This window comes from Solibacillus daqui (assembly GCF_028747805.1).
Taxonomy (GTDB): Bacteria; Bacillota; Bacilli; order Bacillales_A; family Planococcaceae; genus Solibacillus; species Solibacillus daqui.
The window spans coordinates 1655575-1669570 of the sequence record NZ_CP114887.1 but is presented as its reverse complement, the minus strand read 5'-3'; the positions used below and the strand labels follow the sequence as shown (position 1 = coordinate 1669570).

Below are 13996 nucleotides of genomic sequence, written 5' to 3'. Positions count from 1 at the left end.
CGCTATCAAACTAATTCCAGAAATAAAAAATATCATTCAAATCCTCCACCTAAAAATCATATGTGTTACTTCACTATTCCACAAAATGATAACATAACAATGTGGCTCGATTGTTGAACACTAGTTATACAACACGCTATAAAATTATTAAATATCCAATGAAATATCATCATGGTTCAAATCCGCTACAGTGAATATTCTTATTAAACTAACCTGCAGTTAACTTAATAAAATTTTATATGCTAGCTAGATTTTCACCTTCAATTCAACTTCCTGATTGCAATACTCCTCATAAAGTAATTTCATTGCATCAATAATTATTTCGTCAGCTAATTTTTCTATAAATCGATTTGGTAAATCCTTTGCACCTAAAACAAATAATAACGGGTTTTTGGAAAACTCACCTATTATCCCAATATCAACTACTACATTATCTAATCCACCAGTCATATGATTTAACAAGTGGCTTGGTATACCTTCAATATCACCTCGTTGCCTAACTAAACCATTAATAACTGGAATCCATAAATCAGGATTAGTTTTGTATCCTTGATGTATTAATCGTAAAAGTTCTAACATCTCACTCAATTCTCCATTGTTATCCAAGTCTCTGGCATTTTGAGTAATATTTATGCTTTTAAAATATGATTTTATTTTACCGTTAATCAATTCCCATCCACCACAAAATTGAACAATTCTCTCAGCGACAAAGCTATCGTGACAAGCTATCATAACTTCCACCGCATCCTGGAGTTTCAGGTTTTCTCTACTTTGAAAGTGTGGATACACTTCGTTGCTATCCTCTTTTGGATTAAAAATTACATCTTCAACAATGTCATTCCATTTATAGTGTCTTTCTTCAATCAATTTTACGATACAAAAGGCAATCGCAACTTTTGCAGCTGAAGCAAGCGGCACTAATAGCCCTTTATTTAACGATAAAACTATATCCTGTTTTACTTGAGAATAAACAATAATCCCTACTTCACCTGACTCTAGCTCCTGTAATTTTTCAAGAATTTTATCCATATTTAAACCCCACTTCTCAGTATTTTCGCTTCACTAGTTTTCTTTGTAAACTTGTCCTTGATCACCTAAATTGCAACATTAGTTTAAGTTCATTTCTTCACACTCTTTAATATTACATTAACATAAATATCCAATAAAAATATCATCTAACCTCTAAGAATTCTAAAGAGGAAACATGATTTTATTCAAACTTTATTACAAATTATCGATTTTTTAAAAAAATCAATTGATTCTATCGTAGTCATCTTTTGTTAAACTGAATACAAAATGGTCTACATAATTATTGTATAACCACTCAACACTTCTGAGACAACCTTCTTTCTGAAATCCGAGTTTTTCAGGGATAGCTAAACTCTTATGATTTTTTGTGGCAACCCGTATTTCGATTCTATTTAACTTTAATTCATTAAAGCAGTAATCTATAACTGCTTTACAAGCATTTGTCATTAATCCTTTCCCTTGATATCCTTCTCCTAACCAATACCCAATAGAAGTTGATTTATTAGCCCAATTTATATTATGTAATCCTATAACTCCCGCAAATTCTCCTTTATACCAAACCCCTGCTTGAAACCCATTATTGTTACAGAATTGCTTCAAAGTACCTTCAATAAATTGCTTCGAATCGCTAATAGTTTTCGTGAAATCAACCCAAGGTAACCATTCACGTAAATATATTCTCGATTGATCAGTTAATGAAAAAAGGGATTCTGAATGTCTCACCTCTAATAATCGCAATTCACTTTCATCATTAATCTTATATCTAAACATATTGTTCCCCTCCTAGAAATATATTTATATACACATATAAGTACAAAAAACAAACTGTTAAATCCTTCTTGTTCTGAACTACCGGCACTTAATACTACCCAGATCAATTCAATTATTATTTCTCATATTTTACGTAAAGAGTTATTCCACAATATGGCCCTATAATGGAATATGGATAACTAATATTTCACATGCAAATTATCTTGTAATATTTTCTCTGCAAGTTTAATGTTTTCTTTTAGAAATATAGGTAGTTCCGTATGAGCAAGAACCTCTGAAGTAGTCATCCAAATAACATCATCCACTTCTTCAGTACTTTTAGCGTAAGGTTCTCCAGATTTATGATGACATAGGAAAACTATATCGATTACATTTATCCCTGATTCGGTAACGAAGGAGGAGCTATTTACATATTTAATACCTGTAATTTCGCTACCTACTTCTTCAAAAATTTCTCGCTTTAACGTTCTTTCCAGAATATCAGATGAATCACCTTCAATTTCACACTTTCCGCCTACTAATGAGAGACCCCCACCAGCATGCTCCTCCTTTTCACTTCTACGGATTAAAAGCCATTTCTCATTGCGACGAATTGCCCCTTCTACATTTACTACAAACATAAAATACCCTCCTGAAATTTATACTTTATCTTCCACAATCTGGCCCAATTCATTACGAAGTCGCATTCAAATGTTCAATCTTTTTTATAAAACTACAGATTACTCGGTAAAGTAACTTCCTTTAGAATAGTTACATTCCAAGAAATAATGGTAGTACTATCTAGGACATTGTTTTCTTGGATGTTTTGAAACAGTGTTTTAATGCTTTCTTCTTCCTTAGAATTATCGAAAGAATCATAGATGCTTTTGGGGTTTGAATATGGTTCATTTGGACATTCAATTAGACCATCAGTGGTTAGAAATAGGCGATTTTCTCCCTGTCTTAATTCTCTTTTTCCTACACTGTAACAAGGTACTTCTTGTTCAAATGTATTGACTTGTCCTATCCATTCATAGAATTGTCTTTGATTTACTTGGTATTGACCTAATGCAGATAATTCTGGGTGAAATAAATAAAGAACGCAGTCGCCAACAGAAAACCACCAAATATATTTATCTTTTCTAACAACAATTAAACATGCAGTTTCACCTTGGACATTTCGGCAGGTAGATATGAATTCTCTAGATTGGAACATGCTTAAAATTTTTTCTTCTAGCGTCTTAAATGTTTTTTGAGATATTTTCATAGACAATAAATTCTTTATTTGAATCTTTTCATTTTCGAATAATTCTACTATTTTTTCGGCACTCTCGGCTGTGTTATGTGCATCTAAAATAATAACGAACTCCCAATCTTCGTTTTCGTTCAACCATACAAGGCATCCATCTTCATTCTTATATTGCCCTGCATTTGAATTTCCGCCATATCGCCCTACAATGATATGGTTTACATACCTTATGTTTTCTCTATCCACGAAGTTTTCCTGACTTCCAACCCAACTAAAATCTTTGATACTATTATTCATATTGGTTATTCTCTAAGTATGTTTTTAAACGATTACAAAGATCAATCACTTCATTGTTACTACCCATAGGAGCATCCTCCCAATCGTAAACTTCCATCGGTCCCCAATGCTCTTTTGGTGTGTTAGGATAACGAGCAACTAGGTGCATATGAAGATGTGGAACAGAATTCCCCGAAACAAGTGAGTAGATATGTTCAGCGTTTTCTGAATCTTTTAGTGCTTTACTAACTCTAGCCATAATGATACCGAAAGCTTTTGCTTCTTCTACTGTCATTTCAGCAAGTGTCGGTGCGTGTCTTTTTAGGTCAATCATAATATGACCTATATAGTTGGGTTTACCATTTCTATCAATGTGTCCCACATACACATGTTCATCTTCATAGATCATAACCCCAGCTGTTTCGATATTCCCTGCGTGTTTATTGCAAATAAAACAGTCCTTCATAGAAATCGCCCCTTTTTAGTGTTTATAGAAATATAACACAACATTTGGATAATATCCCCATTTTTATTACTTTTCAGAAAGGGCGACTTATTATGTAAAAAAAAGGAGACACGAATTCAAATGCGAATTGTGCCTCCAATAAGATTGTTATTTAATGTTTCTACCCAATTACCAAACTCGTTGATGAACGCTACTAGGGGCTAGATGATCACGCCTTTTCAAACGCTAGCTTAATCCCAAAGCCAATGAGTACTATGCCCGTCACCATTTCGATTGCGGCCTGTGTTGATGGGCGCTTCATAAATGTGCGGATTTTGTCGAGTAACACCACATAGAAGAAAAACCATGCAAATGTCAGGACCGTATAAATAATGCCCATCACTAAAAATGACCAAAATGCATCCGCTCCAGGTGATAAAAATTGTGGTAAAAACGTTAAGAAAAAGACAGCAACCTTTGGATTGGTAATATTCGTGATAAATCCTTGCTTAAAATACGTATTGCCCTTCGCATCGACAAGTACTTCCTCTTCAACTTGATTTTTCTTTGCACGCATACTTATAAGTGTTCGTATCCCTAAATAACATAAATAGGCGGCTCCAATATATTTAATAATTGTGAAGGCAACAGCGGATTTTACGATTATAGCAGATAAACCTGCGACTGCCGCGACCGTATGAATGGATAGCCCAACGCAAGAGCCAATCATCGTCTGCATACCGCCCTTACGTCCACCAATCACGGTATTTTTCGTGACAATCGCTGTATCTGGTCCTGGTAAAATAATGAGTAGCACACAGGCAACGATGAATAGCGTCACACTCGTCATAACGCACACCCCTATCACTTTAAAGTTTTCTGATTATTTGAATTATAACAAGCGCGGCGGGGTTTGACGAGATAAAAAAACCCCAAATGTATGGAATTATACATTTGGGGAGAAAATTACTATGGTTGTTTTACTAGTTCATATAAAGATTGCTGCTCAACTGTCAGCTTATTAATAGCTTGCTGTAGTTTACTTTGATCTTCAGCATTTTCAAGCTCTTTTTCTAACTGAATTACCGTACGCACCGCCTTCATATCCTTTTCAGCGCTATTAATATACGAATAGTTCACCACTAATTTGCGCTCTTTTGAATCCAGTGCCTTGTATTCTTTTGTAAAGACATCTAATTGCTGTTCAAAATTGGCTAATTTCTCTAACTTTGAAGTACCTTCTAGGGTAACGAAGTATTTACCGCTGACAATTATTTCACCAATACGAGTATTTAAATCAGATGCTGCTCCCTTCGCTTCGTCCATCCAACTGAAAAGAATTTCAGAGTACATACCTGTTCCATCTGTATTAGGGTAAGTGCTTAATAATTGCTGCTGTACTTGCGTTAATTTTAAATAGCTCTTATAAATCGAATCCTTTTGTGAATAAGTTGGATTCTCACCAAGCTTCACCATTTTGGCAACAAAGGAATCAACCGTTTTTACATCCTTTTCCATTGCTTGATATTGTTTATAATATGTTAATGTTTTGAGCTGTGTAGTTGATAAATATTGCAATTGCTTTTGAAGCTCTTTAAATTCTACGATATTATAATTTCCAACCTCGAAAAAGTCTGTCAACAAATCATTAAGTTCTTGTAAAGTTGACGAACCTGATGATGAATATTTATCGCTTACTTCTGTATATGTGCCAAAAATCAAGCCTTTTTGGACAGGTTGTAGCTTATCAAATGATTGTTTAGCACTGGCGAATTTTTTCTCGTCGCTCACAGCTAATAAGCGTTTTTTTACAGAATCCGCCTTCGATAAATGGCTAGATGCTGTTGAAATAAGGGCATAATTATGCACCAATTTTTTCTCGAACGAGTTTAAAGATTTATACATTGATTTTGCTGTATTAATCGCCAGCTGTAAATCCGCATCCGTATTCATGCCACCACTATTCGCTAGCGCCGTACTTTCTGCCGTCTTTAATAACTCAGCGATTTTTTCAATCTGTGACACTACTTCACTACTTTTACTGCTATCATACTCACCTTTACCAGCAAATTCCTCATCATCAATAATCGCAGTAATACTGGCGATGGCACTCTTTAACGCATCACCATCTACTAAGCTTTTTTGTTCGATTGTTAGCTTTGTATAGGCTTTATAGGCAGAATTGTATTTACTATGCGCTGATTTCATTTTACTAATATACTTTGAACGGTTTTCATCCCCTTCATAGTTTGTCGCCTCTGCTTCTGCTTCCTCAGCCTTTACAACGGACATCGCTACACGTTTCGCCGCAGATACATCTTTTTTCACTTGGCTTACCGATTTATAGTTTGTCACTAGCTTTTTCTGTTCAGAAGTTAGTAGCTTATAATCAATGGCAATTCCATCTAACTCACTCTCTAACGTTTCAATATCAAGTGGGTACTCTTTACCTGTGCCAGCTGTTGGTAAAATATCATTAATTCGATCAATAAGATTTTGTACTGCTTCTTTAGCATCTTCTTGATTCTGTTCTTCATCGTCCGTAAATGGATTTAGTAACTTCTCCATTGTATCTACTGATATTAATGATGCTTGAGCTAAGTTTAATTTATTGTAGGCCTTTTCTGCGGCAATAATTGCACTTGCCTTCTTCTTATCAGTTAATGTGCTAATTTTATTTATTTTTTCAATAACCTCGCGTGCTTTTTTCACATCCGCTTGTGCTATTTTTAACACATCTGTTTTGAGTAGTGCCTGGTACGCGTTATCAAATGTTTTTGCCTCGTCTAAATATTGCTTAATTTTTTCCTCGAAAGCTTTTAGTTCCACAAAGTCATTTGAATCGTTATCGAAAACAATTTTATACTTGCCATCAAAAACCTCATCTGTAACTTTATCATTAAATGCCTTGACTGCTTTGTTCGTTACATAATCAATATCATTATCACCAATTTTTACAATCCATTCATGCAATTGAGCGATTGATGGGGCAGCATTATCTACTTCAAATAAATGATAAATTTCCTTTTGTTTTGCTGTTAATTTATTGAAAGATTGGCGCAATGAATTAACCGATTTTAATAATTCCGCTTGCTTAACAGTCGTATCTATACCCGATACGAGGTTTGTATAATCAGAATTAAGTTTGCTAAAGTCCTTTGTTAACGGTTCTACTACTTTAAAGGCTTGCGCGTATTCCTCTAGCTTTGAATAATTCGTAATCGCCGATTTGGCACTGTCATTTAATTGATTATAGGAATCTAATAATCCATTTACTTTAGCTTGTAAATCTGTATATTTTTTAAACTCAATTAATTTGTTAATGTTATCGATTAAATCTTTGATAGGCTCGTTACTAGTACCAATTCCAATCGTCGTACTATCTACAGTAGCGATATTTGGAACTGAAATGGTTACCGTTACTTCAAATCTTTCATACCCTTGCTTTTCGCTATCTACCGGAATTGTAAAGGTCTTCCCTGTTGCATTTGGCAAAGTAAACTGGTTGTCATTCCCATTAAATGCTACCCATTTATATTGCACCTCATAATCTTCAGCACTTAAGATCTCGCCACCATTCCCAATAATTTCCGAATGGTCTATCTGAATCTGATCGCCTGGTAAAAGTTCAGTCGAAAGTGGGAGTTCTGTTTGCTTACCATTTACTTTTACTGAATAGGTAACCGGATTTGAGCCAAATTTAAGCTCATCAATTTTTACAGTTTTCTTATAAGCTTTTCCTGATTCTGTTTTTACAACAAATAGAATTTCTTTTCCTGAAAATTCAATTGGAATCTCTAAGTCAATAGCGTTTTCACCGACTAATAATTTGTATTGACTTCCATCTACTAAATACCATTCATAGCCCGAAATCACTTCATTTTTATCTGGAATATTTAAGCTTTTCATCGTGATTGTTGAATTAACTCGAGGTGAATTAATACCTTCTTCATATCCAACATCAGCTGTTAAAGTACCAAGTGCTTCTACCGTAATTTCTTTAAAATATTTCTTCTGTCCCTCTGTTGTCACAATAAGCTTTACAGTTTTTCCTTCTGCATGAATAGGAAGCTTGATTTCAGCAGTTTGAGAACTAGCTGTTGTTGCGTCGCCAACAAACCATTCATAGGAAACAATTTTATCCACTGTTTCAGTAGTTGTTCCGTCTTCAGCTGTAGTAGTCGTTTTAATTTCTGTGAGTGCTGCATTAACCGTATCTCCTACTGAATATGTACCATCTTTAATTAACTCATCCTTTTCAATAGGTAGAATATCCTCTGCACCGACCATCACCGGCACAACAAATGCTGCTGAGGTTACGGCTGTAGCTGCCAATATTTTCTTGTAATTCATAAGACATCTCTCCTAACTTTTCCATTTCAGTATACATAACATCTTCTACATTTTGGTTAATCCTAAGGAATTTACTATAATCCTGAGATAACAAAGATATATGCAATAGTTCTAATACATAATCTACCTCTAATATCGGAAATAATGCTTAAAAGATTAGTAAAAATTTATGATTTTTGCCAACAAAAAAACTGCACCCAAATTGAGTACAGTTGATGGTTGCTTATTTACCTTGCTTTATCAATGCCTCAAGGTCCGACACAATTGTGTCGTATGGCACCTCGGTATTCCCTGATTGAACGCCGTTGTAGTTTTTCACTGCGACACCGTTTTGGTCAACTAGGAAAAAGGTATTCGCATGAATAGGGTTTTCAGTCTGTGCAACAACCGCTGTTTTAAACGAGCCTTTTGCATATTGCTCGATAAATTTTGGGTCATAGCCGTTTAATAAATACCATTTGGATTCATCTGCGACGCCATAATTTCCGATGTATTTTGTTAATACATCCGCTGAGTCTGTATTCGGATCTACTGTAAAGGCGACAATTTTATAGTCTTCAATCCCTTTTTCAATTAGCTCATCTTGAATCATTTTCATGTTGTACGTCATCGGAGGGCAAATATCTGGGCATGTTGTATAAATAAACATCGCTAGCCATGGCTCACCCTTTAAATCGTCCAGTGAAACAGGATTACCACGGTGGTCTTGCACATTAAAATTATCCAGCTCAAAATTAGTCGTTGCTTTAAATTGGTAGTTGCTACAAGCGCTTAGTACAAGCACCAGTATAGTTACTGCAGCTAGTAGTGCGAATCGTTTTGTCATGTCTCTCTCTCCACTCTTCCAATCATTACCTTCATCTTAATGTAAGTTTCCAAGTTGTACAATAGTAAATACTCGAAAGTTTCATTGCAAATTTGTGAAATTGAAGTTCACAATTCACTGTTTTTCCGTGGTGCATTCAACGAAACGAGTGCGGTATGAATCGCCTCAAGCTTCGTTTCAATACGATATAGCAAATAAAATGAAATAAAGATTGGAAACGTTACGTCTTGAACAAGCGCAATCCATTGTTCCATGAAATTCCCCTCCTTTTAGAATGAAAAAACCGGCAAAGTCTGTACTTTACCGGCTTCTTTGATTATGCATTTAATTCAAATTCAGTTACATTTCGCTCGACGATTTTCGCTGTTTTCTTCACATTGAACAACAACCCTTCACGTGAAAAAATACCTTGGTCGACAATCGTTTGCATCGCTGCATTTACCTCAGCTTCAGTTAAGCTAGCTTTTGGGTTGGCGACATTGAGTGTCATCGTCTTCCCCGCCGAATTTGCAAATGTCATTTGTAATACTTGTGCCATGTCCTTCACCTCCTCCCTCTAGTAGCAAAACCTATTGTGCAACTAGATCTTTTGTGGTTTTTACTGTTTCAATATACGTGTAGTCCGTTAAACCGACTAACGCCTGTGCAACTGCTTGAATTTGAGCAGCAGTGACATTATTTGAAACATTGCGGTACGTAGAACTGTTGATAATTGGCTCATCATTAGCGTCTAAACCTGTTTCGTAGTACACCGAGATTGTCGAACTTAAGAATCCGAAATCGTTCATGTTGATCACCTCCTTACCTTATATATGTCATTAAAATTTGAAAAAAGGGAAAGGTCGGTGAAAGTTTTTTTGACTTTTTTTCGTTTTGTAGACGTATCACCGAAACAGGGAATATTTTCTACATTGGCATTAGGAGGTGAGCTAACGCATGTCCTTTTATACTGGATACGTGCGGTTTCTGAGATTTGCGTGCGGGTTTCCGTGGGATACGTGCGAATTTCAGGATTTGCGTGCGGGTTTCCGTGGGATACGTGCGAATTTCGGGATTTGCGTGCGGGTTTCTGGAATTTATGTGCGTTTACCCCATAAGCTCCATTTCTATTAAATAAGAATTAACTCACCCGCAGCTATTGGGGATGAACATTATGCATGAAATCGCACGAAATAATGGCTATCATTATGTGAATTTGTGGGTATTATTGAAAAATTTATACTTTCTATCAACGAAAAATTATATAATAGATTTTAGTGAGAAAAAGAGGTGAGTAATTGTGGGCTTAGAAGGTTGGTTTTTATGGTTTATCGTATTTTGGGTATTTGCGTTAGTGGGACTTATGGGCATCGGAGGCTTTTTCATGTTCCGCAAGTTTTTAAAATCGCTTCCAAAACAAGATGGCAAATCCGATTTAGATTGGCAAAATATTTATTTAGATAAAACGATTCATCTATGGGGTGAAGAGGAAAAAGAGTTACTTCGGGAGTTAGTGAGCCCTGTACCAGAGCTATTTCGTCAGGTAGCAAAGGAAAAAATTGCGGGTAAAATTGGCGAAATTGCATTAACTGAACATGCAACGAAAATCAATACGGATTTAATCATTCGGGGCTATATTATCGCTTCACCAAAACGCGATCATAAGTTTTTACGAAAGAAATTAAACGAAATGAAAATCGATACAACCCCTTACGATCATTTATTTGAAGCTTAAAAAAGGTGCTGCGCGAAAAGTAAATACTTCTCGCGCAGTGCTTCGTTCATGTATTAATTATCCGCTGCAGGCGGTGCTTCTGCGGTGGTCGAAATAAAATTTCCACCATCCTCGGCGCAAAGGAGGTGTCCCAGAATCACTTCTCGGACACCCCCTTTTTTATGCAACAATTTGTGATTTCTCAAGCTTTTTGTATTTTATGAGCATGCCAATTCGCCAAGGTAACAGCATCGCGAATGCTAATATGAAGAACATTCCACCCAATTCGCCTACATCAAAACTATCAGCAAATATTACTTTCATAATAATACGGAAAATTAATAATCCAATTAATATAAAAGGAAACGCTTTTGATTGCTTCATATAAATTGCGCCTTCACGTACTTCGAATTTTGACGTGGCAATTAATATCGTAGAGAATACTAAGCCTACCGCTACTGCTTCTAAAATTTGTGGAGGTGCAACACGAAATTCCTCGAATAAAAACATCGATGCACCCGTTGACATGGCAATAGGTGGAATGAGTATTTTTTTCGCGTTTACTGGCTTTTTTTGAGCTCGTATGCGAATAAATAACGCGAATGTTCCCATTGCTGCAGCCATTATCGTCGTTCCTATTAATAAATAGTAAGCAGGTATGTTGTCAAACATCCTATCCCCCCTCTAATGTTGACTGGAATATGTTAAGTTGAGGACGTTAAATGCAACCATCTTTAATTGCTCTTCTTGGAAAGGTTTCGTTATAAAATCCTTCGCGCCACTTTCAATTGCAGCCTTCACCTTTTTTTGCTGGCCAAGAGCCGTGACCATAATAATCTTCGCCTCGACATCCTTTTCAACAATAATTTTCACTGCTTCAATCCCTGTCATAACAGGCATCGTGATATCCATCGTGACAAAATCTGGTTTTAATTGATCATATAATGCGACCGCTTCTTTTCCGTTTGCCGCCTCACCTATGACCTCAAAGCCCCATTCTTTAAACATATTTCCTATAGTGACACGCATAAACAGCGAATCATCGACAACTAAAACTGTTGGCATTTAGCAACCACACTACTTTCCTTAGTATAACACGCAAAAATTGCGCACGAAACTATTAGAACCCTGTAAAGCCTCCAAAAATTGAAGTAAAAATCGTGATGATGTATGTAAGTCCATCAAAGAATAATAAAATTCCGACAGCAATCATAATATAGCCACCAATTTTCACGATTTTTTGACTATGCTCACGAATCCAGTTCATACGAGAGATGAAGAATGATAACGTAAAGAATGGGATTGCAAAGCCTAAATAATATGCAAGCATATACCACATCGCAGAATCAGGATTAGTCCCACCTAGCGCAATAATTGACATTAAAATCGGCCCTGTACACGGCGTCCAACCTGCCGCAAATGATAAACCAATTAATACCGAACCAAAATAGCCCGATGGACGATGTTTAAATTGAAATTTGCGATCCTTCATTAAAAAATCAATTTGTAATAAGCCAACGATCATTAAGCCAAATGTCACGATTAAAATCGCCCCAATTTGGCGCATTAAGTCTTGATATTGCCAGAAAAACTCTTGTGCAAATGATGTACCAAAGCCAATTGCAATAAAGATAATCGAAAAACCAAGTAGGAAAAATAAAGTATGTAAGATAGCTCGTTTTTGCATCATCCCTCGCTCGCCTTTAAGCTCGTCTAACGTCATGCCGGTAATATACGACAGAAATGCAGGATAAAGCGGTAAGGTGCATGGCGAAATAAAACTTAAAAAGCCAGCACCAAACGCTAAGATGACATTTAAATCTGTGTTCATGCTGCTCAAATCCCCCTCACATTGATGCATCAATCGTACCAAATTTTCACAAACATTACCCTCTTTTCGTTTGTGAACATTTTTTGTCTGGGAATCGTACGTCAACCTCCGTAACAGGTTGACGTACGATTTGCGACGAAAGCGTAGCGACAGGAGCACTTTTTTTACACCCTAACCTCCGTTATAGGTTAGGGTGGGATTTGCGACGATAGCATAGCGACAGGAGCACTACTAGCAGAAACAATCAACGAATCATATCAATTACAAAGAGGCTCGAATAGATAATTGACGTAAACACGATAACGATGACAATGGTGATCGTTTGAAAACGAACAAGCCACCGCCAACAGCTTTCTTCCGGGTGATTTTCTTTCCATTTCATTACAGCTTTAAAATTGATAAACCAGCAATGAAGCGTAATGATCAGTGACGGCGCAAAATACAAAGCGCATAATAGTATCACTTGTTGCAATGTTGAAATTGAATACTTGCCATAGCTAATGATGAAGTATGGTACGATAAACCAAAAGACGGATGTAAAAATTAGCACAACCCCGACTAAAAAATGGAGCCACAAATATTCATGATGCGTTTGACGAAAATATTTTAATGCTATTTGCATGCCCTTCACCTACTTTTTAGTTTACTATTCCCTGCATTTTATGTATTTAAAACCAGATTGGTGTATGAATTGTATAGGGGCCATTTAACTTGCTACTTCAAATAGTAAATAATACAGCTTGCATGCAAAAGCCAAAAAACACGGCAATAAAAGTGTTTTTTGGCTTCAGTAAGTATTTCCAAATTTTTATTTTGGAACGCATTTTTTACTTTGGTTTAATTCAATGATGAAGCTAACTATTAATTTCAAACCCTCCGACATTCACGATTTTAATATTGAAAGGGTCACTAATTGATGATAATTTTAGTTCCATTGAATTTAAAAGATGCATCGCTTTTTGTTCTATTTCCAACGCTACCTTTTGTGCTTGTTTATCCGAACCTTTTAAAGATGTATGAATGATAATGTATTGCTCCGATACTGTACTTATATAATTAATTTCATGGTAATCCTTAAGACCTGACATTAACGTTTCGAGCATCTGCTGAGATTCTTTGTTGATAACTTCATTTATATCGCCAATCATATTAAATCTGTTAAATACAATACTATAATCCTTTAAAACCGTGCTTTTAATTTCACTTCTTACTAGAGATTCCATGTCCGTTTTAACAGAATTGAAATACGCTTCATCCCCCACTACTTGTAATACTAATTGATTGTTTGAGGTTGTTTTCACGTCAACTCCTACATATCGTTCATGTAGTTTTTCAGCTATCATATTTAATGTAGCTTGCTCTATAGAAATGAATGGTTCTTGAATGACTTCATGAGCATCCAATGTGGACGGGATTTTCAACAAGTACAATAAGATTACACCCACTATGAATAGTACAGCAGCAATCCATATCTTTTTTAACATACGATGCCTCCTGTTAAAAAGATATGTCGGAAAATCCCTAAAAAACACTTTTCCTGTTGA

17 protein-coding genes are annotated in these 13996 nt (G+C 35.9%); 1 reads left to right on the top strand and 16 read right to left on the bottom strand.

Features of this window, described 5'->3' with window-relative positions:
* Positions 1–246 precede the first annotated feature (246 nt).
* The 11 genes from O7776_RS08020 to O7776_RS07970 form a co-directional block, all read right to left on the bottom strand.
* A complete protein-coding gene (locus O7776_RS08020) occupies positions 247–1029 on the bottom strand; it encodes a serine hydrolase (protein WP_274310075.1) in 783 nt (260 codons plus the stop codon).
* Between the two features lie 222 nt (positions 1030–1251).
* On the bottom strand, positions 1252–1800 hold the full coding sequence (locus O7776_RS08015) for a GNAT family N-acetyltransferase (RefSeq protein WP_274310074.1): 549 nt from the start codon (positions 1798–1800) through the stop codon (positions 1252–1254).
* Between the two features lie 179 nt (positions 1801–1979).
* A complete protein-coding gene (locus O7776_RS08010) occupies positions 1980–2420 on the bottom strand; it encodes an NUDIX hydrolase (protein ID WP_274310073.1) in 441 nt (146 codons plus the stop codon).
* Between the two features lie 92 nt (positions 2421–2512).
* Positions 2513–3325: a PP2C family serine/threonine-protein phosphatase gene (locus tag O7776_RS08005; protein ID WP_274310072.1), complete on the bottom strand. Its 813-nt coding sequence runs from the start codon at positions 3323–3325 to the stop codon at positions 2513–2515.
* Positions 3318–3770, bottom strand: coding sequence for an HIT family protein (locus O7776_RS08000; protein WP_274310070.1), 453 nt, complete (start codon positions 3768–3770; stop codon positions 3318–3320). The genes O7776_RS08005 and O7776_RS08000 overlap by 8 nt, the downstream gene beginning before the upstream one ends.
* A gap of 208 nt (positions 3771–3978) precedes the next feature.
* Positions 3979–4599: a LysE family translocator gene (locus O7776_RS07995; protein WP_274310069.1), complete on the bottom strand. Its 621-nt coding sequence runs from the start codon at positions 4597–4599 to the stop codon at positions 3979–3981.
* 119 nt (positions 4600–4718) lie between these two features.
* Entirely contained in the window at positions 4719–8102 is a 3384-nt protein-coding gene (locus tag O7776_RS07990) for a hypothetical protein (RefSeq protein ID WP_274310068.1), read from the bottom strand.
* A gap of 223 nt (positions 8103–8325) precedes the next feature.
* Entirely contained in the window at positions 8326–8928 is a 603-nt protein-coding gene (locus O7776_RS07985; protein WP_274310067.1) for an SCO family protein, read from the bottom strand.
* 107 nt (positions 8929–9035) lie between these two features.
* Positions 9036–9182, bottom strand: coding sequence for a YvrJ family protein (locus O7776_RS07980; RefSeq protein ID WP_241370608.1), 147 nt, complete (start codon positions 9180–9182; stop codon positions 9036–9038).
* 62 nt (positions 9183–9244) lie between these two features.
* Entirely contained in the window at positions 9245–9466 is a 222-nt protein-coding gene (locus O7776_RS07975; protein ID WP_274310066.1) for a DUF2922 domain-containing protein, read from the bottom strand.
* Positions 9467–9497: 31 nt separating this feature from the next.
* Positions 9498–9716 (bottom strand): DUF1659 domain-containing protein, encoded by a 219-nt coding sequence (locus O7776_RS07970; protein WP_274310065.1) that lies wholly within the window; start codon positions 9714–9716, stop codon positions 9498–9500.
* Between the two features lie 491 nt (positions 9717–10207).
* On the opposite strand from O7776_RS07970, the gene O7776_RS07965 reads away from it, so the two are divergent.
* Entirely contained in the window at positions 10208–10642 is a 435-nt protein-coding gene (locus tag O7776_RS07965) for a DUF2621 family protein (protein WP_274310064.1), read from the top strand.
* Between the two features lie 159 nt (positions 10643–10801).
* Here O7776_RS07965 and O7776_RS07960 read toward each other — a convergent pair whose 3' ends face one another.
* The 5 genes from O7776_RS07960 to O7776_RS07940 form a co-directional block, all read right to left on the bottom strand.
* Entirely contained in the window at positions 10802–11293 is a 492-nt protein-coding gene (locus O7776_RS07960; protein WP_274310063.1) for a CcdC family protein, read from the bottom strand.
* 12 nt (positions 11294–11305) lie between these two features.
* Positions 11306–11686, bottom strand: coding sequence for a response regulator (locus O7776_RS07955; RefSeq protein WP_274310062.1), 381 nt, complete (start codon positions 11684–11686; stop codon positions 11306–11308).
* A 55-nt stretch (positions 11687–11741) separates the two neighbouring features.
* Complete coding sequence (locus O7776_RS07950; RefSeq protein ID WP_274310061.1) at positions 11742–12452, bottom strand: cytochrome c biogenesis CcdA family protein; 711 nt, start codon at positions 12450–12452, stop codon at positions 11742–11744.
* Between the two features lie 244 nt (positions 12453–12696).
* Positions 12697–13074, bottom strand: a complete 378-nt coding sequence (locus O7776_RS07945) for a hypothetical protein (RefSeq protein WP_274310060.1) — start codon at positions 13072–13074, stop codon at positions 12697–12699.
* A 232-nt stretch (positions 13075–13306) separates the two neighbouring features.
* Positions 13307–13936, bottom strand: a complete 630-nt coding sequence (locus O7776_RS07940; RefSeq protein WP_274310059.1) for a hypothetical protein — start codon at positions 13934–13936, stop codon at positions 13307–13309.
* Between the last annotated feature and the right edge of the window lie 60 nt (positions 13937–13996).